Origin of the sequence: Archaeoglobus neptunius, from assembly GCF_016757965.1 — an archaeon.
GTDB classification, from domain to species: Archaea; Halobacteriota; Archaeoglobi; order Archaeoglobales; family Archaeoglobaceae; genus Archaeoglobus; species Archaeoglobus neptunius.
In genome coordinates this window covers 73,762-96,277 of sequence record NZ_JAEKIW010000011.1, presented here as the reverse complement: position 1 = coordinate 96,277, position 22,516 = coordinate 73,762, and the positions used below count along the sequence as shown (strand labels likewise).

Annotated in this window: 28 protein-coding genes; 5 read left to right on the top strand and 23 right to left on the bottom strand. The window is 45.5% G+C overall.

What is annotated here, in order from left to right; all coding sequences use genetic code 11:
• Window positions 1–20 precede the first annotated feature (20 nt).
• The 4 genes from JFQ59_RS09680 to JFQ59_RS09665 are packed head-to-tail and all read right to left on the bottom strand — an operon-like array spanning window position 21 to window position 4,819.
• Window positions 21–1,679 (bottom strand): FAD-dependent oxidoreductase, encoded by a 1,659-nt coding sequence (locus tag JFQ59_RS09680; RefSeq protein ID WP_202320224.1) that lies wholly within the window; start codon window positions 1,677–1,679, stop codon window positions 21–23.
• A 37-nt stretch (window positions 1,680–1,716) separates the two neighbouring features.
• On the bottom strand, window positions 1,717–2,091 hold the full coding sequence (locus JFQ59_RS09675; protein ID WP_202320223.1) for a toprim domain-containing protein: 375 nt from the start codon (window positions 2,089–2,091) through the stop codon (window positions 1,717–1,719).
• Window positions 2,084–3,562: a hydantoinase/oxoprolinase family protein gene (locus JFQ59_RS09670; protein ID WP_202320222.1), complete on the bottom strand. Its 1,479-nt coding sequence runs from the start codon at window positions 3,560–3,562 to the stop codon at window positions 2,084–2,086. Before JFQ59_RS09670 ends, JFQ59_RS09675 begins: the two co-directional genes overlap by 8 nt.
• A gap of 33 nt (window positions 3,563–3,595) precedes the next feature.
• Complete coding sequence (locus tag JFQ59_RS09665; RefSeq protein ID WP_202320221.1) at window positions 3,596–4,819, bottom strand: MFS transporter; 1,224 nt, start codon at window positions 4,817–4,819, stop codon at window positions 3,596–3,598.
• 98 nt (window positions 4,820–4,917) lie between these two features.
• Between JFQ59_RS09665 and JFQ59_RS09660 the strand changes: the two genes are divergently transcribed.
• The gene (locus tag JFQ59_RS09660) at window positions 4,918–5,688 is read left to right on the top strand and encodes a DUF169 domain-containing protein (RefSeq protein WP_202320220.1); all 771 of its coding nucleotides are present in this window, start codon (window positions 4,918–4,920) and stop codon (window positions 5,686–5,688) included.
• On the opposite strand, the gene dapB is transcribed toward JFQ59_RS09660, so the two are convergent.
• From dapB to JFQ59_RS09635, 5 genes are read right to left on the bottom strand one after another with little or no spacing between them, the layout of a single operon-like run.
• The gene (gene dapB, locus JFQ59_RS09655; RefSeq protein ID WP_407928338.1) at window positions 5,663–6,442 is read right to left on the bottom strand and encodes a 4-hydroxy-tetrahydrodipicolinate reductase; all 780 of its coding nucleotides are present in this window, start codon (window positions 6,440–6,442) and stop codon (window positions 5,663–5,665) included. The genes JFQ59_RS09660 and dapB overlap by 26 nt on opposite strands.
• Before the next feature lie 32 nt (window positions 6,443–6,474).
• Window positions 6,475–7,341: a 4-hydroxy-tetrahydrodipicolinate synthase gene (gene dapA / locus JFQ59_RS09650; RefSeq protein WP_202320218.1), complete on the bottom strand. Its 867-nt coding sequence runs from the start codon at window positions 7,339–7,341 to the stop codon at window positions 6,475–6,477.
• A complete protein-coding gene (locus JFQ59_RS09645; protein ID WP_202320217.1) occupies window positions 7,334–7,531 on the bottom strand; it encodes a 30S ribosomal protein S17e in 198 nt (65 codons plus the stop codon). The genes dapA and JFQ59_RS09645 overlap by 8 nt, the downstream gene beginning before the upstream one ends.
• 25 nt (window positions 7,532–7,556) lie before the next feature.
• Window positions 7,557–9,263: a cohesin domain-containing protein gene (locus JFQ59_RS09640; protein ID WP_202320216.1), complete on the bottom strand. Its 1,707-nt coding sequence runs from the start codon at window positions 9,261–9,263 to the stop codon at window positions 7,557–7,559.
• Between the two features lie 52 nt (window positions 9,264–9,315).
• A complete protein-coding gene (locus tag JFQ59_RS09635; protein WP_202320215.1) occupies window positions 9,316–9,654 on the bottom strand; it encodes a DsrE family protein in 339 nt (112 codons plus the stop codon).
• Between the two features lie 83 nt (window positions 9,655–9,737).
• Between JFQ59_RS09635 and manA the strand changes: the two genes are divergently transcribed.
• Window positions 9,738–10,640, top strand: a complete 903-nt coding sequence (gene manA / locus JFQ59_RS09630; protein WP_202320214.1) for a mannose-6-phosphate isomerase, class I — start codon at window positions 9,738–9,740, stop codon at window positions 10,638–10,640.
• Here the strand turns inward: manA and JFQ59_RS09625 are convergent.
• The 3 genes from JFQ59_RS09625 to JFQ59_RS09615 all read right to left on the bottom strand — a co-directional run bounded on the left by JFQ59_RS09625 (window position 10,629) and on the right by JFQ59_RS09615 (window position 15,268).
• Window positions 10,629–11,780, bottom strand: coding sequence for an acetyl-CoA acetyltransferase (locus JFQ59_RS09625; protein WP_202320213.1), 1,152 nt, complete (start codon window positions 11,778–11,780; stop codon window positions 10,629–10,631). The genes manA and JFQ59_RS09625 overlap by 12 nt on opposite strands.
• A gap of 5 nt (window positions 11,781–11,785) precedes the next feature.
• Window positions 11,786–13,156, bottom strand: coding sequence for an OB-fold domain-containing protein (locus tag JFQ59_RS09620; protein ID WP_202320212.1), 1,371 nt, complete (start codon window positions 13,154–13,156; stop codon window positions 11,786–11,788).
• A 213-nt stretch (window positions 13,157–13,369) separates the two neighbouring features.
• Entirely contained in the window at window positions 13,370–15,268 is a 1,899-nt protein-coding gene (locus tag JFQ59_RS09615) for an oxidoreductase (protein WP_202320211.1), read from the bottom strand.
• A gap of 825 nt (window positions 15,269–16,093) precedes the next feature.
• Between JFQ59_RS09615 and JFQ59_RS09610 the strand changes: the two genes are divergently transcribed.
• Window positions 16,094–16,366, top strand: a complete 273-nt coding sequence (locus tag JFQ59_RS09610) for a type II toxin-antitoxin system VapC family toxin (protein ID WP_202320255.1) — start codon at window positions 16,094–16,096, stop codon at window positions 16,364–16,366.
• A 60-nt stretch (window positions 16,367–16,426) separates the two neighbouring features.
• Here JFQ59_RS09610 and JFQ59_RS09605 read toward each other — a convergent pair whose 3' ends face one another.
• The 9 genes from JFQ59_RS09605 to JFQ59_RS09565 form a co-directional block, all read right to left on the bottom strand.
• Window positions 16,427–16,663, bottom strand: a complete 237-nt coding sequence (locus tag JFQ59_RS09605) for a DUF2283 domain-containing protein (RefSeq protein ID WP_202320210.1) — start codon at window positions 16,661–16,663, stop codon at window positions 16,427–16,429.
• Window positions 16,648–16,953: a hypothetical protein gene (locus JFQ59_RS09600; RefSeq protein WP_202320209.1), complete on the bottom strand. Its 306-nt coding sequence runs from the start codon at window positions 16,951–16,953 to the stop codon at window positions 16,648–16,650. The genes JFQ59_RS09605 and JFQ59_RS09600 overlap by 16 nt, the downstream gene beginning before the upstream one ends.
• The gene (locus JFQ59_RS09595; RefSeq protein ID WP_202320208.1) at window positions 16,950–17,393 is read right to left on the bottom strand and encodes an EVE domain-containing protein; all 444 of its coding nucleotides are present in this window, start codon (window positions 17,391–17,393) and stop codon (window positions 16,950–16,952) included. Before JFQ59_RS09595 ends, JFQ59_RS09600 begins: the two co-directional genes overlap by 4 nt.
• Before the next feature lie 35 nt (window positions 17,394–17,428).
• Window positions 17,429–17,860 carry a HEPN domain-containing protein gene (locus tag JFQ59_RS09590; RefSeq protein WP_230972445.1) on the bottom strand — a complete coding sequence of 144 codons (432 nt, stop codon included), beginning with the start codon at window positions 17,858–17,860 and terminating at the stop codon, window positions 17,429–17,431.
• Window positions 17,850–18,374: a nucleotidyltransferase domain-containing protein gene (locus JFQ59_RS09585; protein ID WP_230972444.1), complete on the bottom strand. Its 525-nt coding sequence runs from the start codon at window positions 18,372–18,374 to the stop codon at window positions 17,850–17,852. Before JFQ59_RS09585 ends, JFQ59_RS09590 begins: the two co-directional genes overlap by 11 nt.
• A 208-nt stretch (window positions 18,375–18,582) precedes the next feature.
• Complete coding sequence (locus JFQ59_RS12475; RefSeq protein ID WP_230972443.1) at window positions 18,583–18,840, bottom strand: DUF365 domain-containing protein; 258 nt, start codon at window positions 18,838–18,840, stop codon at window positions 18,583–18,585.
• A gap of 146 nt (window positions 18,841–18,986) precedes the next feature.
• Window positions 18,987–19,433 carry a PIN domain-containing protein gene (locus JFQ59_RS09575; RefSeq protein WP_202320205.1) on the bottom strand — a complete coding sequence of 149 codons (447 nt, stop codon included), beginning with the start codon at window positions 19,431–19,433 and terminating at the stop codon, window positions 18,987–18,989.
• Entirely contained in the window at window positions 19,414–19,674 is a 261-nt protein-coding gene (locus JFQ59_RS09570) for an AbrB/MazE/SpoVT family DNA-binding domain-containing protein (RefSeq protein WP_202320204.1), read from the bottom strand. Before JFQ59_RS09570 ends, JFQ59_RS09575 begins: the two co-directional genes overlap by 20 nt.
• 74 nt (window positions 19,675–19,748) lie before the next feature.
• Window positions 19,749–20,186 carry a M48 metallopeptidase family protein gene (locus JFQ59_RS09565; RefSeq protein WP_330999872.1) on the bottom strand — a complete coding sequence of 146 codons (438 nt, stop codon included), beginning with the start codon at window positions 20,184–20,186 and terminating at the stop codon, window positions 19,749–19,751.
• 175 nt (window positions 20,187–20,361) lie between these two features.
• Here JFQ59_RS09565 and JFQ59_RS09560 point away from each other — a divergent pair, with 175 nt between their 5' ends.
• Window positions 20,362–20,661, top strand: coding sequence for a hypothetical protein (locus tag JFQ59_RS09560; RefSeq protein WP_202320203.1), 300 nt, complete (start codon window positions 20,362–20,364; stop codon window positions 20,659–20,661).
• Between the two features lie 74 nt (window positions 20,662–20,735).
• Window positions 20,736–21,704 carry a hypothetical protein gene (locus JFQ59_RS09555; RefSeq protein WP_230972441.1) on the top strand — a complete coding sequence of 323 codons (969 nt, stop codon included), beginning with the start codon at window positions 20,736–20,738 and terminating at the stop codon, window positions 21,702–21,704.
• 24 nt (window positions 21,705–21,728) lie between these two features.
• Here JFQ59_RS09555 and JFQ59_RS09550 read toward each other — a convergent pair whose 3' ends face one another.
• Together JFQ59_RS09550 and JFQ59_RS12595 are read right to left on the bottom strand one after the other, a co-directional pair.
• Window positions 21,729–22,250 carry a hypothetical protein gene (locus tag JFQ59_RS09550; protein WP_202320202.1) on the bottom strand — a complete coding sequence of 174 codons (522 nt, stop codon included), beginning with the start codon at window positions 22,248–22,250 and terminating at the stop codon, window positions 21,729–21,731.
• Between the two features lie 13 nt (window positions 22,251–22,263).
• The gene (locus tag JFQ59_RS12595) at window positions 22,264–22,392 is read right to left on the bottom strand and encodes a hypothetical protein (protein ID WP_269140580.1); all 129 of its coding nucleotides are present in this window, start codon (window positions 22,390–22,392) and stop codon (window positions 22,264–22,266) included.
• Window positions 22,393–22,516 lie beyond the last annotated feature (124 nt).

Genomic DNA, 22,516 nt, shown 5'->3' with positions numbered 1-22,516 from the left:
TAAAAAATAAAGTTTTCGATTTAATCAAACCAGAATGCCATCCCGCCCTCCAGGATCATAACATCCTTATATCCCGCACCTTTAAGCGTTCTCAAAGCCTCAAAGCTCCTCAGCCCAATGGCGCATACCACGACAATCTTTTTATCTCTGGGAATCTCGTCCAGTCTTTCCCTCAATTCCAAAATCGGAATATTGATAACCTTTTCAGACTCAATTCTCCTCTCTTTGAACTCGTCCTCACTTCTCACGTCAAGTACGACGATGTCCTCGCTTTCCAGCATCTTTTTCAGTTCGAAGGAGTTTATTCCGTCAAAAAGCCCGTCTCTCTTGTTCATTGCAACATTGGCTGCGGTTATAACCGGGTCAAGAGCCGGGGAGTATGGCGGGGCGTAAGCGAGGTCGAGGTTTGAAAGCTGGTCTATCGTCATTCCGTTCTGTATGGCCGCGGATATAACATCGATTCTCTTGGCAACCTCGCCCGTTCCAACAGCCTGAGCACCAATCACCTTCCAGGTGCCTCTTTCTACAATAAGCTTCAATCTGATGTAGCTTGTCCTGGGGTAGTAGTGTGCCCTGTCCGGGCATGGGACGATAACCGTCATGAAATCAATTCCTGCATCTCTCGCGGAGGTCTCGTTCACCCCTGCTGAGGCCACAGTGTAGTCGAAGATCTTGAATACTGACGTACCAATGACACCGGGAAATTGCACATCTCCTCCCGTGATGTTCTCTCCGATGATCCTGCCATGTTTGTTTGCCACATCGCCGAAGGGCGCCAGAATCTTTTTCCCGGTAACAAGATGTGTTGTTTCAACACAATCACCACCAGCATAAATACACTCATCACTCGTCTGCATGCGGGAATTGACCCATATACCACCGGTTTCACCGATTTTAAGTCCCGAATTAACGGCCAGCTCGGTGTTCGGTTTAACACCGGTGGCAATAACTACAACGTCAGCAGCAAACTCTTTACCGTCTGCAACAACTGCTGAAACTCGGTCATTTTCTGTGATTATCCTCTCAACTCTTGTGGATGTTAGAACTTTCACCTCTTTCTCTCTCAGATGATTTTCAACGAGATTTGCCATCTCTCTGTCAAGCAGGGCAGGTGCAACCCTGTTCATCATCTCAATAACGGTGACATCCATGTCCAGGTTCTTCAGAGCCTCCGCAGATTCAAGACCTATAAGCCCTGCACCGATAATGACGGCTTTTTCCGCTCCCTCCTCCCACAGCTCCACTATTTTTTCGGCATCTTCTGCACTTGTCAGGGTGACAACCCCTTCAGCATCTATGCCCTCTATTGGGGGCTTTGAAGGCACCGATCCGGTTGCTAAAACGAGATAATCGTAGTTCAGTTCATCCTCGCTTTCACCTCTTATAATTTTCACTGCTTTTCTGTTTCTGTCTATTTCTACAGCCCTTGTTTGGGTGAGTACATCGATGTTTTTGAGCCTTCTGAAGTAGTCCTCATCTCTTACCGCCCCATAGGTTGTCTCCCTCAGGTTGTCGATCTCATGAATTATGCCCCCCACATAGTATGGCAGACCACATCTGCCCAGGGACACGTATTTTCCGGCATCCACAACAGTAATGTTAGCCTCAGCGTCCTTTCTTCTTATTCTGGAAGCTGCCTTCAGGCCAGCAGCTCCACCACCAATTATTACAACGTCCATTCTGATCACCGAGTTTCTTTCTTGTTTGCCCAATAAATTACTTACTGTTTGTTATCTTCGAGACAAACGAAAACAGCTCCTCCACCTTCGAAATATCTTTTTTAATACTGCAAAAAATCTTCCTTTTTATCTCTGTGTCCGGAATTACACCGTAACTTTGCAGCGCTCTCACGAGCCCTCTCTCAATGTCCATCCCTTTGCTATCGTAGTCAGTCAGAATAATCGAATTTCTCCTTCCCACTACGTCTGCAGTCGCTGCAAAACCTGAAAATATTATGATATCTCCCTCAACTCCGAGATTTCTCAGCGATTCTACGTCCTTCATTCCCTCTACAATCACAACCCATCCCTTTTTCGCCCTCTCTTTTAGCTCGTCCAGAGCATCAAAAAGCAACTTGTACTCCTCAATCATACCGAATTCCCGGCTCGATTTGCATCACGACGTCGGCTATAATTCCCCTCTTCATACCGCCTCTGACAACGGTGAATGAGTGGAAGTAAACAGGCTTTATGCTGCCCAGTTCCTCGTCTCTAGCTCCAAATTTTCTTGCAATCTCCACAATTTTCTCCTCAACCTTCTCCAGAATCTGTTCATCGTCGGGAAGGCTTGCGGTTCTGAACGGGCAGTCCTCAACGTTGCCGTTGTATGCAGCAAAGCCTTTTTCTGTATCTATACGGGCGTAGAGTGTCAGACTGATCTTTGAAACTGCGACACCAACAGCGTTGGCCGATTCATAGTGTTCGGGGATTATGTATCTTACCCTCGCCCTCTTGGCTATTTCTGGAATAAGGTATGGAGCGAGGTATCCGGTTCCTATAATTGTGTCCCCTCCAATACTCTCAACTGTTGAAGCTGCCAGTGAAACGTACTGGTCAATAACAGACTCCACGTCACATTCAAGCTTTCTTGATGTTCTGTAATTGCCAATTTCGTTTCCAGCGCAGTTCAAAGCGTCGGTTAGGGTAAAGCTCTCCCCACCGAAGGCGAAAGATTTTCCGTGCCTTGGTATGAGCTTTCCATCCTCGACCAGAGAGTCACCGCCGAAGGGGATGCTTATGGAGTCCACACACCTTATGAGTGTTCGCCTACCGGAAATGTCTATCCCTTCAACAATTCTTGGCATCCCGTTTACAAGCTCGACAAAATCTGTTGATGTACCTCCTATATCCACAACAAGAGCGTCCTCCTCTTTGGTAAGATACCTTGCCCCAAGCGCAACTGCTGCTGGTGAGGAGTTGTAGAGTTCGGAAGGGTTCTCGAGAACAATCTGGTAGGGCACAATTCCCCCATCACCCTTGAAGTAGTAGAAATCTCCGGCATAACTTCTTATGAGTTCAGTCAGGTTGTGAACGGTCTCTTTTATTTTTGCGTTCACGACTGTGGTATTGATCCTTGCCGGAAAATTCATTCCACCTGCATAGTGGCTGAGGGCAATCTTTTTAACATCGGCATATTTCCGGGCGATTTCAAGGATTTGATCCTCAATGTGGCCGTTCCTGACCGAGAATTTAGAAGATATGGCTATGTTGTCGAATTTGTTTTCCTGCAAAACTCTCTCGATCTCTTCCCGATCTATATCCTCAACAACATCTCCTCTGTGGTTAACGTAGCCTTTCAGTATGATACCAAAATCGGAGTAATTCAATCCGGGGCCCGGGATAACCAAGCTGAGGGTGTGATATTCACTGAACTTGGATATTATCAGATTTAATGGCCAGGAAGTGCTCACCACAACCTTCTCGTTTTTCAGATCAACCTCTTTGGACACCTCCTTAAGAACTCCCCCTATTCCGACCTCATTGGAAACTTTCAGAGTTCTGATTTCGTCCGAAACGATGGCAGCATCGGTGTTTGTCCCCCCGACATCTATTCCAATAATCATTAACCTTCACAAATTCCTGAGATATAAAAAAGCTTATCGGTTTTCTCTGACAAACAGAACGAGGATGGTCGAAGCTATTGCTGAGAGCAGGCAGAATTTAAAGGCAAGACTGTACGCTTCTGCAGGATACACACCATTTGAGATCCCAACGGCATCCATTAGATAGCCCATTATAATCTGAAAGGCCGCTCCACCGAAAAAAGGAAACGTGTTAACAATGCTTGTTGCCAGACCTGTGACCTCCAGGGAGAAAGCCTCCTTTATTAGGGCGTATGCAACGGGTCCGGAACCACCAAAAAAGCCCATCGCAAAGGAGATTATGTAGAGCTCTGGCAGGCTCAGACCTTTAGTCACGAAAGCCAGCGGAAATAGTGAAAATGCCAGCCCTGCACTGCCAAAAACGAGAAACCACTTCCGTGTCCTGAAAACTCTGTCGGAAAGGTAACCGATAAGGGGGGCACCGGCGATGGTTCCGATTCCGACCATCATGAGCACACTTCCTGCAAAATCTCTCTGAAGGTTGTAAACGTCCATCAGATACGGCCCTCCCCACAACCCCTGATATCCCATGGTGATGCCGTACCTCAGGAAGGCTGAGAAGGCAATCAACCACAGCGTTCTGTTTGTAACAATGGTTCGGATATTTTTTGTGAAGGGAGCACTATTGCTGTCCGAAATTTTTGCTGTTTCAGTGGATTGTGGCGAGTCTCTTACAGTTATCCAGCACAGCAGGGCGAGAAAAAGAGTTATGAATCCGATTATGAGAAAAGCCTCTCTCCATCCGAAGATTATTGCCATTAAAGCGAGGGGATATGCGGAAACCAACGCCCCAAAATTCCCGACTGCAAAAAGAACTCCGGTGAGGGTGGCGAACTCGCGTTCCCTGAACCACTGGGAGAGTATTTTTATCGTGGGGATGTAAACACCAGAAACACCGACACCTATCAAAAATCTTCCGGCAACAGCCATGCCAAAGGAGCTGGAAAGTGCGAATAGAATCGATCCGGCAAATGTTATAAACGTAAAAACTGTTGTGGTGAATCTCGGTCCTTTTGTGTCTGAAAGGTATCCAACGGGTATCTGCAACACTCCATAGGGGTAGAAGTAGGCAGAGGACATCACTCCAACCGCCAGAGCCGAAACCGCAAATTCATTCATGAGTTCGTCAGCAAGCACGGCTGTTGACGTTCTGTGGAAGTACACGAAGAAATATATGGATGACATCACGGCGAATATTACCCATCTGTATCTCTGCACGTTATGTCTCATACTAAAAAATATTTGAAGTTTTTTCATGTTGAAAGAAATCATTCCTCCTAACGTAAGTTTTAAAATATTAAATATTGATGAGAGTTATGAACTGTTCAGAACTTGCTGTCGAAATAGAGAGATACATCCGCCCACAGACGTTTCCTCTTGGATTCAAGCTGGTGAAGAGTGAAGAGGAGATAGGCAGAGCAAGGAGGTTTGATGGACTCACGATATGTCAGATTTACAACATGGCCAGGCGATATCGATGGGTTGTCTACTTCGATCTCAACACAACCTGCCCAGTTGGCATAATTGCCTACGGATTTGCAGATCCAGATGATCTCTATCTCAGCGGACAGCTTGCCTACGATGCCGGCTACGTCGATTCTCCTGAAACGGGTGTTAGGTACGAAGAGGCCCTTCCAAAACTTGAGAGAAATTACATCGGGTGCAGGGTTTCTCCACTGGAGATCTGTGAGGATGAGCCGGATTTCGTAGTTGTTTACGGTATGCCAGCTCAGATTCTGAGGTTCGTTCATGCAACGCTTTATAAAAAAGGTGGAGGCTTTGAAACCATCATCAGGGGAAGAGGGGCATGTGCTGAACTGCTTGATGCCTTTATCTCTGGAGAACCAAGGCTTGTTATACCCTGCTACGGAGACAGGCTTTTTGGACAAACCCAGGACTTCGAAATCGCCTTCTCGTTCCCATTCAAAATGGCTGATGAAATTGTTGAGGGACTCAGAGAGACCCACAGGAGGGGAATAAGATACCCCATACCCTCCACCGGACTCAGGGTGGGTTTACCAGTACCCGGAAGCTACGAGGAATCCGTTAAAAAAATGAAAGCTAAAACCCAAGAACGTCGTTCATAGTATACAGTCCTGGATTGCTGACATTGAAGAGCCACTTTGCAGCCTCCACAGCCCCGGAAGCGAAACACTCTCTGCTCATAGCTCTGTGAGTTATCTCAACCCTTTCACCATTACCGAAGAAGAATACAGTATGCTCTCCGACCACATCCCCGCCTCTCACACCGAATACACCTATCTCTTTTCCTCTGGGAGCTATTCCCTCTCTGCATGTTTTGATATTGACATCTTCTCCTTTCGCCTTTTTCACGACTTTCAGAATCTCAGCGAGCCTCATGGCTGTTCCGGATGGGGCATCTCTTTTATGCCTGTGATGCAGTTCAACGATCTCAGTATCCCACTCAGACAGGAAATTTGCAGCAAACTCAACAATCTTCCAGAACACGTTTACCCCGAGACTGAAATTTGGTGAGACAATCATGGGGATTCTTTCTGACAGCTTTTCCAGTCTCTTCTTCTGTTCGTCCGTGAACCCCGTTGTACCGATAACGATCTTCACACCTTTTTCCGCAGCAACTTCAGCATTCTTTATCGCAGCTTCGGCGATTGTAAAATCGATCAGAACATCGGCATCCAGTCTGGTGATATCATCCTGAATTGAAACACCAATTTTGCCAATTCCGGCCAGCTCTCCAGCATCCTTTCCAACTTCCCTGATGTCAAAAGCCTGAGCAATGTCCAGTCCCTTTTCAAAAGCATTCTTCACAACAAGTCTTCCCATTCTTCCGGCAGCTCCACTAACAGCGACTTTCATCAGTCGGATAAAAATGAATCGGAATTTTAATGTTTTCAGATCAGGTTAAGTTCTCTCAGCACAGCTCTCAGTTTTTCAGTTTTCTCCTCCGGCAGTTCAATCAACGGCAGGCGAGGTTTACCGGCAGCGAGACCCATCAGGTTCATCGCCTTCTTTACCGGAATCGGGTTTGTGTCAATGAAGAGAACTTCAAACAGAGGGCTCAGCCTGTGGTGCAGTTCAGTCGCCCTGCTCAGGTTTCCTTCAGCAAATGCAGTGTACATCTCTTTCATCAGATGCGGCGCAACATTGGCTGCAACGCTGATCACCCCCCTGCCTCCGAGACAGAGGATTGGCAGAGTTAGAAAATCATCGCCTGAAAGCAGAACAAAGTCTTCAGGTACAGTCCGTATGATTTCAGATATCTGTTTCAGATTCCCGCTAGCCTCCTTTATTCCCACAACGTTTTCTATCTCTGCCAGTTTTCTCACCAGCTCAGGTGTTGTGTTAATCCCGGTTCTGCTCGGCACGTTGTAGACGATGATCGGGATGGAGACCTCAGAGGCAACTGTTTTATAGTGTTCGTAAAGACCGTTCTGATTGGGCTTGTTGTAGTAGGGTGTTACGAGCATCGCCGCATCAGCTCCAGCCTTTTCAACCTCCTTTGCAAGCCAGATAGCCTCTCTGGTTGAGTTTGATCCGGCACCGCCGATCACAGGAAGCTTTGACGTTTCCGCAACGTATCTTACAACCTCAATATGCTCCTCATAGCTTAGCGTTGCAGCTTCCCCTGTGGTTCCGGCGGGTACAAGAGCGTTTACGTGCTTTTCCAGATAGTCGAGGTTTCTCGCTATACCCTCGTAGTCAACGCTGAAATCCTCTTTGAAAGGCGTCACCATAGCGGGAATAACGCCTTCAAACATTTACAAACCCTCTGTTAACCTTCCTCGTTATGTACCCGGCAACTCTATTCCTCACGGTTTTGCTCTGAATGTTTGTGAGTTCGGCAACCAGCCTTTTGTTCTCATCGAAGTTCCCGGTAAACACCTCAGGATACTTTTTCAGCAATTCCCTTGCGATAACCTTGATATATGCAGGTTTCACCGTCCCCATGCATTGACTGATTATCCAAGAATATTTAACGTTTGCCTTGGGAGCGTCTGTCAGCAATCCTTTTACTGACGAATTTTCCGGCATAGTATGTAAGCAGAAAGCTCGCCATAAACATAAAAACCTTCCTGAAGTCGATATCCATTACATTTTGCTCGAGAACTTCGGGTGTGGTTGATGCAGTAACATCTGTTGCTGCTGGGGGTGGATTATTTCCCTCTTCTTTAACTGTTTTGTTGTTCGTTTCGTTCAAAATAGACACGTTAACATTTAAACCGCCCGAACTTGGGGCAGGTTTCAGGACAACGATGTCTGCACCCGAAACGTCGGTGTCAAGCAGACTACCGTTTTTTCCGTATAGCTTTACGTTACTCAGCCTCAGTGTTGCCTCACCCGTCTTTGCAGCTTTTACAAGAATTTTTGCAAGAATGCTGGTCTGGTTTTCTCCATAGCTTACAGCGTTGATTTCAGCATAGTCAGGATGTACGGATTTTTCTAGCAGTTTGAATCCATCTGGGGTTGTAATTGACTCTATTTTAACTGCATCGCTGGAACTCAGCAAAACGAACTGGTAAGAGGTCACTTTTATCGCTTCACCCAGTATGACGCTAAGCTCAATATCCTTTCCCCTGAAAACCTCAACTTTGGAGGGGCTGAAAGAAACCTTTGTCGCTCTGGAATTCTCCTCATTCATGAGCCAAATCTGTTTGGAGACAAGTACGTCATCTTCGGCCTGGATGATCTTGGCATAGCCGTTGTTTGGGTCGAGATCATAGTAGTTTTCTGCAAGGTCTCTGTAGGAGATTGTTGAGGTTTCACTGGTATCACGCAGGTAGAGTGTGTACTTTCCGCTGTCAAGTCCGGCAGTTTCAAACTGAAGCCTGGCTTTTCCGTCCTCACCCAGATGCACTTTTTTGTACATCAAAAAGTTGGTACCGGCGAGAACGGCAATTATTCCGTCGTAATTGTAATCGTTGAGCCTGTTGGTTTTTATATCTACAACGATCGGATTGCCTATACTGATCTTATCGGGACAGGAAATTTCAATTTCCGGAGAAACGATAGATACCGGTATCCTTCTGGAATCCCAGACTCTCCCACCATACTCCACTTCCAGATCGAGAATGTAGCTCCCGGGTTTTATGGCGTCAGATATGTCCCTCGTCCTTTCGTAAAACTCTCTCAGATTTAGCACCATGTCTGCCTCGTAGACATTTTTTTCCTTTTCAAAGTCTGGTGTTTTTTCTTCATAAATGTAGTCTGTATTGTCGCCCACCATCCTCATCTTTACCTTCGTACCCTCGCTGTTGGCGGTTTCAACGTAAACCTTCACCCTCGTTTTGCCCTGATATACGAGTTCGGGTATATCAACATCCTTGATTTTCGGTTTGATAACTTCAAATTCCTCGAAATGCTCTTCGGGTTCAACATCATTTACCAGAACCTTTACAAGATACGTTCCCTCCTTCCAGTCTTCGGGTATTCTAAACGTTATGTTTTGCCCGCAAACATCTGAAACGCTCTCGTTCTCGTCCAGATGGCACAGAAGTTTTCCATCTCCAGTGCTGCTCACGATGTAGATATCCATGGTTCTGTTCACCTTCTCAGCACTTACCTGAATTCTTATCTCATCTCCCAGATTGACGCTATTTTTATCGATGAAGATATGCACTTCTAAAGCATGAACAGGAACAAGCAGGATGATCAGGAATATGACAGGTACTATCCACTTCACAAAACGGGTTTTGCTGTCCAAATCTTAAATTTTGCTTTCAAAAAAGCAATTACTAAGGTTTAATGTAGGCAAAACCGTCGTTCTGCAGCTCAACGATCTTTGTAACGCCCGCAGGAACAACTTCGCAAAATTCAAACAGGTTTTCCTTGTCAATTCCGTGGAGATTGAGAGCATTGTTGCAAACGTAAAACCTCACCCCCTTTTCGTTCAATTCCACAAGCTTCTGTGCAAATTTTGGATTGGCTGACCTCACAAAGAGCTTTACTGCATACCCGTTGGCAACAACTGCGACCTCAGCATCACCAACATCTTTGATAAAGTTCTCTATGTTTGCGAGTGCCAGCTCAAATGTGGAAGTACTGTCAAAGTCGACGTGAAAGAGAGCCTTCATGTTGATAAGTTCCGAATGCAAAATTAAAAGGTTTCGATGTTATTATCCCACAAGTTTTATATATTCGCCCGTCAACTGGAATTATGGATCTGCCAAGTTTTATCTTTCAGGCTCAGGAAAATATTGTAGAGAGACCGTGGGGCGGTGAATGGATAGCCATGCTTAAGGGATTCAGAAAAACAGGTATTGGTGAATCATGGGAGTTTTCCGCCCATCCATCCAATCCCTCGCAGGTTCTGGTTGATGGTCAGCAGATGAGTATGCTCGAACTGTTTGCGAGATTCAAGAAAGAGCTATTTGGGGAGTATGCTGACAGATATCCCAGCTTTCCCATTCTTGTTAGGATTATTGAGGCTACAGCGGCAACTCCGGTTCACGTTCATCCCTCGGACAAAGTGGCTGAATCTCTTGGTGAGCCGGAAGGTGGCGTGGAGTCAGTATGGATGGTATTTAACAGGGGAAGTGCTTACGTCGGGTTCAAGGAGGATGTGAAGCTGGAGGAACTTGAGGAGAAGCTGGAAAGTGATGATGAATTTGATTTCAAGCAACTGCTCAATAAATTCGAAACAAACCCATATGACACCTTTGTAATCAGGCCGGGCGTCCCACACGCAGGAGAAGGCATCAGAGTTCTGGAGATATCGTCAAATTCAACCCTTGCGTACTTCTTCAGGAAGGAAGACTTTGAGAAGGTAAAAAAGGCGCTGAAGACGAATAAAACCGAAGAGTTTGAGATAAGAGGGCAGAAAGGAAAGGCAGAGACCGAAAAGTTTGGTGTTGAGGTTATAGAGGTCACAGGCAAGGTAGAAATGAGCACAAATGGTGTGATGAACATTCTCTACGCTGCAGAGGGTTATTTTATGCTGAAGGGGAAGGAAATTGCTGATCTCCATCGAGGATACTCCTGTCTGGTTCCGGCAGTGACGGAGAACTTTACCGTGGAGAGTGAAAGGGGAAAAATGGTAAGGATATACCTAAGGCCTTGAAACTATTGCCACAGTAGCCACCGAGTACGGCCCTCCAAGATTGTGGGCGAATCCTGCCTCAGCATCCTTCACCTGAAGTCCCTCAGCTTTCCCGAGGACCTGTTTTGTAAGCTCTGCCACCATTCTCACTCCTGATGCAGCAATCGGATGACCGAACGACTTCAGTCCGCCGTCGGGATTTATCGGGAAATCTCCGTCAATAGAGGTAACCCCGTCTCTTATCAGCTCAGCACCTTCGCCTGGCTTGCAGAGCTGCATATCCTGGTAATTTATGAGCTCCGTTATTGTGAAGCAGTCATGGACTATACCGAAATCCAGATCTCTTCTTGGATCTTCGATTCCCGCCATCCTGTAAGCCATTTTTGCAGCTTTTACAGTTGCAGGGAAGCTTAAAAAGCTCTCAGATGGACGGTGCCAAGGATGCATGGTCTCAACTGCCATTCCAACTGCTTTTATAACTGCGTAATTGTCTCCAACGATTTCTTTTGCTATTTCTGGTCTCGTCAGCACAACTGCCGCTGCTCCATCGCTCACGGCACTGCAGTCGAAGACTCCAAGAGGGTAGGCTACCATGGGAGCCTTCAAAACCTTCTCCACTGTGATCTCCTTCCTGAAGTGCGCTTTTGGATGCCTTGCCCCGTTGTAGTGGTTTTTAACCGCAACCATTGCCAGATCCTCCCTTGTCCACCCCCACTCTTTAAAGGCTCTGTTGGCAGCCATCGCAAACATTCCCGGAGCACTGACATATGGCATTCCAACGCTGAAAATTCCTTCTATGGGCGGAAGGCCTCTGCTCCCGGCATCCATCAGCTTTTCAACTCCGGCGGCGATTACAAGATCATAGGCTCCACTCGCCACCGCAAAGGCAGCGTTTCTGATGTTGTCCATTCCAGTTGCGCAGTAATTCTCGGCTCTTGTTATTGGCTTGCCAAAGAACTTCAGAGTATCGCTGAATACGTTTCCGCTTATTCCTGTTGAGGGGTAGAAAGTTCCGCACCATACAGCTTCAATATCCTTTAGCTCCACACTGGCGTCGTTAACTGCCTCGTAAACTGCCTCCACAAGTAAGTCCTCCTGATCCTTCTCCCAGTGGTGCCCGAATTTTGTGACACCACAACCAATAACTGCAACCTCCTGCATTTTCATCACCTCGGCAATCGGGCTTTCCAGCCATAGTATCTGAAATTGTTCTTCTCGAAAAGCAGTCTGAACGTTCTCTCGACCTCCACATCACATTCAATTCCGCTGAAGTCCCTGAGAACATCCGTCATTTCAAGCAACACCCTGCCCCCACCATCCATGTCCACAACCACCACGCAGTGTGGATGCACACCGTCACCGGTGTAGTTGCCGGGCATGACGAGGTAATCGATTGTGAAGGTGTATATCCTGCCTCTATCTCCAAGCCTGACCTCTTCGTAATCATCCTTTGTCCCGCACTCAATGCAGCATCTGCTTATCGGGTAGCTGACAGTCCCGCAGTTCCTGCACTTCATCCCGTAGAATCTGATTATTGATTTTTCATCTCTCCATACCTTTGTCAGGGAGGGGCGATCCGGAGCATCTCTGATCCCCACAAATCCTCTGTTGAACATGTAGTCCCCATAGCTTATATCCTTCCTGTTTTCAAGCATTCTTCCTATATTGCTCTCCTGCGTCTCCTCAATTTCTATCGCTATGACGTCTGCTCCCTCACCGTACCCTCCAAGAATAATCCTCCCCGTTTTTTCAAGCTGGGATGCGAGGAGGATCAGCGGATGTGCCGTACCGGCAATACCAATATTGCCAAAGTAGAACTCTTCCGGTCTGGCTCCCACGACTTTAAGTAAACCCTCGTAGCTCTTGGGATCAGGAGCTGATGCGACGATGCGATCAATGTCTGCCGGGCTGAGACCGAGCTTGGCAAAAAGGGGCATTGCAGCCTGTTGAATGCCTGTCGCATACCCGTATCTGGCGTCAACCCTCATGTCATAATCTCTGACAGTATCATCGTTAGCCAGCATCCATGAGCCGGGGAGGGGCATGGTGGATGTACTGTAGCCGAGGATCTTTGCTCCGCCATCTTTCTCAACAACGATCGCTGCGGCAGCGTCACCGTAAAGCTGCTCGTAAAGAGTTCCCGGTTTTGCAGGTATACAATCTGCAGCGACAACCAGAACCCTGCTGAACCGTCCGGAATCAACGAACTCATTTGCAGTGATGAGAGCATCCGTTCCGGCCCTCATGGTGTCGGTAATGTCCATTGTGAAAACACTGCTATCGAGATCGAGAGCTGATGCTACGAAACTGGCACACTGCTTTATCCGGAATGGTGGGGAGGTTGAAGCGAAAATTACGGCGTCAAAATTGCCCTCCAGGCTTCTTGCAGCTTCTACAGCCATCGTTAAACTGTCCTCGTCCCAGTGTGCAACTGCCCGTTCCCCGCCAAGTGAGGGCATCCCTGTCTCTTTTGAAATCTCGTCCCTTTTGAGCTTCCATACCGGCAAATAAACGCTACAGCCACTTATCGAAGCCAAACGATCACCTCCATCAATTCGAATTTCAGCATGATTTTATTTAAGATTTGCCTTTCCATTCCTGTTTTAGCATTTGAATGGAGAAGAAAGTTACTCACGGTTCAAAAAAATTTCAATAGGGTTGTAAGTTATCAATGCCAGACTCATGCTTCGGGTTTATGAGCAGAGTTAAGTGTTACGAAAACAGGCACTCAAACATGTAAAAAATGAAAATTAGATTTTCAATGCCAGATCCGCCGCCTCTCTCGTCGCATCCAGGGCCTTTCTCGGCTTCACGCAGTCACCAATCTTATAAAGCTCTGACACCTTTCCGCTCAACTCCTCATAAAGCCCATTATTCGGCCTGGTCCCGACGGCTATAACTGCGGTATCGCATTTCAGCTCTTCCTTCTTTCCGTCTCTTTCCACCACAACCGAGCCGGGCCTGATCTCAACAGCCTTTGTGTTCGTGAGCATTTTAACACCCTTCTGGTTCAGGTAAAGTAAAACCGTCCACCGGGTGCTTATGCCTATATCCGCTCCTATTTTTGGAAGCATTTCAACTATTGTAACGTTTTTGCCCTCGTCAGCGAGCTTTGCGGCAGTGTCGCAGCCCACTCCACCTCCACCGATTACTATAACATCCTCACCCACCTCTGCACCGCCTGTGAGAACGTCAAAGGCTGTTACGGCATTCTCGATCCCGGGTATCGGCGGAATCAGCGGGGATGCTCCGACCGCAATTATCACAACATCTGGATTCTCCGCAAGAACAATCTCAGCATTAGCTTCTGTGTTGTATCTCACATCCACACCAATCTTCGGCAGAACGTTTGCGAAGTATTTGCCAACTTCCGCAAACTCGTATGCGAGGGGAGAGTTTGCGGCAACGTTCAGCTGACCTCCAAGTCTGTCTGTTTTCTCAAACAGCACAACTTCATGCCCCTTCTTTGCCAGCATCTCGGCTGCCATACAGCCTCCGGGACCACCACCAACAATAACGATTTTCTTGGATTTCTCAGCCCTGAGGTTTGCAAATTCGGCTTCTCTTCCTGCAGTTGGGTTAACGAGGCAGGTAACCGGCTGTGCCTGCATAACCATATCCATGCATCCCTGATTGCAGGCTATGCAATATCTTATTTCATCAAACCTGCCCTCCTTTGCCTTCTTTGGCAACTCAGGGTCTGCAATTAGAGCCCGGAGCATTGCAACCATGTCCGCCTTGCCATCCTGCAGAATTTTCTCCGCAACCTGCGGATCATTTATCCGGTGAGACGCTATAACCGGAACGCTTACAGCCTCCTTTATCTCTGCAGCAAGATAGGCAAAACCTCCTCTTGGAACGAGCATCGTCACCAGCGGTTTTCTCGATTCGTGCCATCCTGCCATGACGTTTATCGCAACAACTCCCGCTTCCTCCAGGATTCTGGCTATCTGTTTCATCTCTCTTACTGTGTTTCCACCCTCGATGAACTCATCTCCGGGGATTCTGATCATTATCGGGTAGTTTTCTCCGCACTTCTCCTTGATCTTTTGGATTATCTCAACAGCGAATCTTGTTCTGTTCTCCAGACTGCCGCCGTACTCGTCCGTCCTCTTGTTTGTGGCCGGACTGAAGAACTGGGAGATGAGATAACCTGCAGAACCTATCAGTTCAACAGCATCGAAACCAGCTTTTTTTGCTCTAACAGCAGCATCAGCGAACTCGTCCTCAATCTGGAGAATTTCTTCTTTTGTTAGCTCCTTTGGGGTGCGTTTGGAGAATATAGGCGGGGGGATGGGGGAGGGGGCCACAGGGGTGCGATCCGGATCAAAAGAAATTTCATATCTGCCCGGGTGCCACAACTGGAGTGCGCACTTAACATCATACTCGTGGAAAACATCAGCTATCCTTTTGAGGTCAGGAATATACCTGTCATCATGAGCTGCCAGACCACCGAAAAAATGCGGCTCAATTTTTGCTATTCCAACTATGGCGAAACCTATACCACCCTTGGCCCTTTCTCTGTAGAAGTCCAGGAGGCGGTCTGTGACACCACCGTCAGGGGTGTGGTAGTTCAGCTCCGCAGCCGGCATTACTATGCGGTTTTTGACCTTCATTCCACCAAATTCGATCGGCTCAAAAAGCTTCATAACTGCTCAGGTGTTGTAGTAAATAATAAATCTTTCGGAACTCTATTGTAAGTCCTGACGAAAATTTTTCCTGTAATTGTAAGTGTAAAGGTAAAGGAAAAATCTTAATAGTTGTCAGACAGAAATGCATTTGGCTCCGCCTCTCACGCCTGGGTGAAAAGCATGATCCCAGGTCGGTTGGCGGAGCTACAAGCTCGAAAATTGAATTTGCATTCCTCCATATCCCTCCAGTAGTAGCCGCTCTGTATACAGTTAGACTCTGGATTGAAAAAGCCGTCGCATGTGGGTCTGGACCCTGGAGATTTTCAAAGCTCCTGTCCCACACATAGGAGCTTTCTGGGGATACAACATGAGCATGAGGTTTTACCCTCACAGCTCAACGTTTAACCACCACTCTCCTCAGCCCGGTTTACCCTGCGACTATTATTGTTGGTGGTAGGGCATATAAAGTTTTTGTTTATTTATTATTTTAAATTATTTCCCACAATTGCCGCGGACACCGGAACACTATCTACGGCAATGCTGTGAAATTCTGCCCCGAAGTTCCCGGACGCATTCAGACCTCCTCTGAAAGGGCCAAAAAGAGCCAGAGAACTCAAAGATTTGCGCATCAGAATTTCAAAGGAGAATTATATATTTCTAAAAGAGAATTTTAGAGGGAGGATCTCAGAGATAATAGACTCTTTTATAAGCTATTTGAGGCACTAATTGAGGGAGTAGATTTCAATGAAATTGAAAGGGAAAGCAGAGAGTTTAGAAAATCCTTTAAACTCAGGAATACTCGTTGATACCTCAATTTTAGTAGAATATTCGAAGTGAAGGCATATCGAAGAACTTGTTGGAAGCAAAATTTCAGTTATAACACTGCTGGAGTTTTTGAGGTATTTTAAAGACGAGAGGAAAAGGAGAGATTTGAAAGATTTGCTTGAAGCCCTTTTTAAGGTCGTGGAAATTGACAATGATGTTCTACTCACCTATTGCGAGCTTTACAGCAAGTTGAAAGAAGGGGGAGAGATGATTGACGATGCAGACCTAATTATTGCTTCATCTGCCATTGCCAAGATGCAACCTTCATGTAACTTCGGGATTAAAATGTAGAAATTTATCATTGAACCAAGCGTTCTTACAAATGAATAAATGTCCCATCTGCAATTTTGATTATGCTTTAACTTTAAATCTGCTCGCATTAAGGATCGTTATTCCAACAAGCTTGTTTTCTCTGTATCTCAACAGAATGCCCTCATCTGTAACTTCTGTTTCGGTAGCCTTCTGAGGTCTCTCAAAACTTATGTAAAGAACGTCAGCTTCCTTATCGTAATCAACGTGAAATTTTCCCGTAGGAAAATCTAAAAGCTTGGGAACTGCATCGACTATCTTTTTTACTTCTTCTGCCATACTACTCCTCTCCTCAAAATTTTATCTACCTTTTTAGTTATGAAGGAGGTGATTATAAACCCATCGTTTTCAATTTCCTTGTAAACCACAACCAAGTACCTTTCATTCAATTTCCTCACCGCAAGGAGTTCATCAGTCCAGCCCTTGGCTATATAATCTGGATCCTCAACTGTAAGCAGTACTTCATCCGATAAACCAGCAAGCTCATCGTGGTTCTCTACAATGTGGTACCATCGCTCTTCTGTTAATCTTACCAAAACCCCATTTTTGGAGATGGTAGTTCCTATCATTTTGCCACGCCCAGAATTAGATTGTAGTCATCTTCTGGGATCTCCCTCATCGCCTTACCCATCAGATGCCCGCTCCACTTCTGCTTGTTCTTGATAAACTTCAGCTTTGGGATGAGTGGTTTGAATTCCACTGGTGTAGGGAAGATTTCAATAGGTTTGAGCTTTATCCGAAGAGGGAAGGTCTCGCTACCCATTCCTCTTGGCGCTTTGAAGATTCTTGAGGAATCCCTAAACACTTCTGATGCTGCTTCGTAAACAGCCACTATCCTTGAGGGTTTAATTTCATCACCTACTTTCTCCTGTTTAATGTAGATCAGAAGCTTATCTCCCGGCTTTACCTTTGCAATTGTGTTCTTGTGTCTCTCTGGAACGCCCCACACGTTTCTCTCTTTGATCACCTTCCAGTTCTCCTCGGTTGTTATGCAGAGCCAGTAAACCATAGTAAAATTCATACAAACCATTATATGTGTTTTTGCTATGTTTCTTCCAGCAATTTCTCCATACGCTCCACAAATTCATGGGCGATATTTATGACGGACTCTGCCTCTTCCTGTGTTGCAAAGTAAGATATATCGTACTGATCGGCATGTCTTGTCTCCCTCAGCCTGTCGAGTAAATCAACCCATTCTCTCTCCAGCTTACCCTGCTTGACGTACTTCTCCTCAAGGTATCTCGCAATGCAGAAATGGCTCTTTTCCCTCCACCCATCTCGGAACAGTATGGCTCTTGCCGAATGAAACATCGCCAAGTACGATGAGATCAAGCAGTTATCGTATAACCCATGTTCCAAGCTTTTCTCAGCATCAAAAAGCCATTTTTCTGCCCTTTTCATACTTTGCTTCGTTTTACCCAAAGAAGGAGTGACTCTCCTCAGTAAACCTCTCCTCACACACTCCTCAAAATTCAAGACCCTCCCCCCAAATAACAAACGAATTTAGGAGTTCACAGTAGAAAACTGGATCCTCCCTTCTCAACCTGTCTATTCTTTCTTTGGTGAGAATAAGCAGATGGGTCTGTTTTCCAGTTTCTTCTGAAATTTTCCTCTCAACCCTTGCAATTTCTCTCTCTTCTGGATATCTGTCAACCACTATCCAGATATCTAAATCGCTACCTTCTGTGTTTTCACCCTTTGCAAAGCTTCCGTAAATTCCCACACTTACCATCCACACCTTTCTGTGCCTTTCAAGAACCTCAGTAATTCTTGCAATGTTCAGCAGTATTTTGATAGCTCTAACATTTGGCGATCTCAAAACCCTGTATCTCCTTCCAATCTTTTTCAGAATGCCCTCCTCTTCCAGCAAACTGAAAAATTGCGACACGAAACCTTTACTTCTTCCGAGTAAGGTGGCTGTTTCCTCAACACCAACAGTTTCCCTTTCAAGTATAAAGGTTAGAGTCTCAACCCTCTCTTTACTCGACATCAATCTCCAGATGTTCATGATATATGAACTATTAGTTCACAATTTATGAACTTTCTGTTCGTGGTTCGTGAACTTGATTTAAATCTCAATAAGTTCTTCAAGCAGTTAGTGACGATTGCAACCATTGGGGGATTAAAATTTCATTTCAATTGAATTATTCTTAGGCAGATGTATCAAAAATCAAAAAATCGGGGTAGAGTTAGGCATATCACTCTCTCAAATACTGCCCTCCAACTGACACAAACCTCTTCGGCTTGATTGGCTTGTCGTGCTTCTTTATACCTTCCAGTTCAATTACCATCCAGAGCCTCTTTTTCTTGCTTTCTCTTCTCCTCCATCTCTCCTGTGATTTAATGTACTCTTTCAGCTCTTCTTTTGTCAGGAAAATTCTGTCTCCGAAAGTTTCAAAGAATTGCATTGGATTCTCGGAAAGGATAACCCTCTTTATCTTTGCCTCCCCCAACAAATCCCGTATCCTCGTGCGACTGATAAAACACAAACTTCATGCCCGACTTTAGCTGCTTCCAAACCGTAGCTGGCCTCACGAACACGTTGAGGAAGCGATCCATGAACCGCTTGGGACTGGAAGATTACACCCACGATTCCAGACATTTAAAACACCTCTACATAATCCTCAAGAAACATAACGTCAAAATCCATCTCAATCTCTTCAGGCATTTCTTTTTCTCTTTTTCTGAATACCGCTTTACACTTCTCAAGTTTTGATAGTGCGAGCACATAACAATCAGCGAGTGCAATACCGTACTGCAGCTTTAATTTCGCCGCCTCTATGTTCAAAGTTAAGCTATCCACAACACTTACCGCCGGATGGCTGTAGAGCCATTCCACGAACTTCACTGATTTTTCGAGGGCATTTTCCACCCCTGCAGCCATGAATATACGTGCGGAAACGTAGCAGATTTCTGTAAGAGTTATTGAGGGGAGAACTATTTCAAGCTGCCCAAGTGAATTAACTATTGCCTTTGCCGCTTCATGGTATGGAGCTTTTCTATCTATATACTCCACGAAAACGCCTGTATCAACCACCGCTTTCGACACCCAGATCCCTCAGCAACCTCTTTATTCTTTCCTCGTCAACTTTCCTTGATTCCCGCAGAATTTTTTCAGATTCTTCGCCAAGTTCTACAAAGACTTCTGGTGGAGAGGGAGCTGGCTCTATTATTATTTTCTTATCCTCCACGCGAATATTCAGGATGCTTCCCGGCTTGATTCCCAGTGCATCCCTTATTTCCTTGGGTATAACGATCTGCCCTTTGACGGATGTTTTCACTTTTGGCATGGGAATAGTAAGAATTGGTTATACTTAAGTTTTACTTATATCAACAGTCCACTAGATTTCAGTTGATCTAAACGCTATCTAACCCACCTCAACCTTTTCCAAACTTCATTCCTCTCAACGAATACCCAGTATTTTTTGAGTTCTTCTTCAGCCTCCTCGTACTCGGGATAGTAGAATCCCACAGTATCCCAGAAGGCTTTTGTGTGCCTCGCCTCCAGCAGATGCGTAAGCTCATGTATCACAATGTACTCCCTCAGTTTTTCCGGCAATGCAAGCGAAGCGAGGTTGAAGCTCAGATTCGCCTTGGATGAGCAGCTCGCCCACTTCGTCTTCTGCATTTTGATGAAAATTCTGCCGTACTTCCCACCGAGAAGTCTTGAGTAGAAGGATACGTTGCTTTTAAGCTCTCGCCTTAGCATCTCCACAAGCTTCCTTTTCAAACTCCTGAGGCTGGGATACTTCATAACTCCTACCTCTTCACCATGTTGATTTTGATTTGTTGATTGCTCAATCTGGTGGATCCAATCAAAACCGTCGGCATGCTGATTTTAGGGTTGAATCAACTTGTTTATGTAACATCTCAGATCAACTAAATCCTGATTGTTTGCATCTGCTGCAGAAAGTAAACCGCCTAAAGACTGCTTTTTCATCACGAAATGCTTAAGACCTTTCGCCGTTATTACGTTCATGCACGAACGTGTACGAACGTATAGTGGATCAACATTTAGAGAGGAGCTATCGCCCAAAAGAGCCAGAGAACTCAAAGATTTGCGCATCAGAATTTCAAAGGAGAATTATATATTTCTAAAAGAGAATTTTAGAGGGAGGATCTCAGAGATAATAGACTCTTTTATAAGCTATTTGAGGACTGGGGAACCAATAGAAATCCAGATTTTAAAAATAAATGGGCTCGGCCGGATTCGAACCGGCGATCTCCGCCTTGTAAGGGCGACGATTGGGAAGGAGAGCAGTCCGTTAAGGATATAACAGGATTACAACAAATATCTAACAAAAGTATAGTAAATGTGCCACAAAAACAGTCTTCGCCTTCAAACAGTCTCATGGATCTTGAACTCGATTACACAAGAAAGGAGCTTGAAAGCTATACTGCTCAGAGATTGAGAGGAGTGGCAAAGAAAACTAAAGATTGGATCAAAAGGGCAAGTAAAGTATTCTGGGAGCAAACTCAGGGAGTTATCAGCTACGAAACAATGAGCAATCTGAGAGAATATACTTTAAACAAGTGGAAATCTGAGGATTCATGGGGAAAAGTTCTGAACTTCGCAAAGAGCTTCCTTCAGCACCTTTCAAAAATTAGGATGGATACCCGATACCTCAACTTCAGCATATTTCTTGAAAAGCCAAAAGCTGTAAAAGAGCAAAAGAGAACAACCGATAGAGTTGTAACAGAAAAAGATGTTCAGAATGTCGTTAAATTCTTCGTTGAGAAATGGAGGAAAGGGGAGCTCAGCAGAGAGAAAGCTCTATCGCATGTTACCCAAACCCTCTTCGGAGCTTATTCAGGGCAAAGACCATACACAATGGCAAGGTTGAAGGTTGATCAGTTTGAGGAAGGGTTAAAGCTGAAAACGATTCTCATTGAAGCCTCTCAAGATAAGATAAGGATGGAGCATTACGTTCCCCTGCATCCTGATCTTATGCCATTCCTCAAAGAACTTATTAAGGTTAGGAAAAAGCAGGGCAAAGAAAAGATGTTTGAATACAACAGTTATGAACAGCAACTCAAGAGAGCAAAGATCAAGCTGGAAAGAGGAGATTTAATCAAAGATCCAAAGAAAAGGCATTTTGTAGTAGGAGATCTCAGGAAGTTTGCAGAGCAGATGGCCGATAAGATCAGGTGGGATATTTCAAACAAGAATTACATATTAACGCATGCAGTATCATCAATAGATTGGAGCAGGTATAAGCACCCTCTCCCTGAGTTTGTTTATCAGATCTACATGGAGAGCTGGAGAGATGTTCATTTGATTCCAAAAGAGGCTTATGAGCTTCTGAAGGCTAAAAACTAAAAAATAAGGTTAAATTCCAATTTTTTAAGCTGATGCAGGATTGAAAACCATTTCATACTGAATTGTAATGCTCCCTCCAGCCTGAACGGTAACAGGAGTAAAGGTATCTCTTGCAATAAGCATGTAATACGTGTTATTCCCTGTATCCTTGAAATCAACCGACAGTTCAAGGCTATCCTTGGTTAGGGCAAGAATATCTCCAGCATCCAGAATGAGCAGGAAATCAAACTCCTTGGTTGCTCCAGCATCGATTGAAACGTCAGCATCAACGTTTACAGCCTTGCCCTGATTATCGTAGTAGTTTATAACGGCAATATCTGAACCGCTCAGGCTGTAATGGATGTTGTTACCATCCGAAACAACTCTTACCTCCTTCAGAGCATCAAGCACATCCCTCATCTTGCCGCTGAATGCGTTAGCTCCGTCGTTCTTCAGGGTTAGCTTGCAGTAAAGCAGAATCGCATCAATAACCGCATCCCTTGGAAGATCGATCTTTCTGTTTGTGAGCGTTATCTTCTGGCTGAGAGTTCTCTTTTTCGAATACATCGCCATCCCTCCTTTACTTCTTAATCAGCCTCATTACTCTGCCAGAAATATCGAAAGCCCCATCTATGAACACTCCAACCGCAACGGGCACAACAACCTGCATTGCCTTCTTTATTCCTCTCTCAACGTTTATCCCAAACATCTACATCCCTCCTTTACTCTTTTTCAGCACTCCACAGGCTGGTTACAGCTCTCAGCCCCGCAAGGCTGGCAGACAGCCAGAACGGGGCACATCCAATCAAGCCAATTACAACCCATTCGCTCAT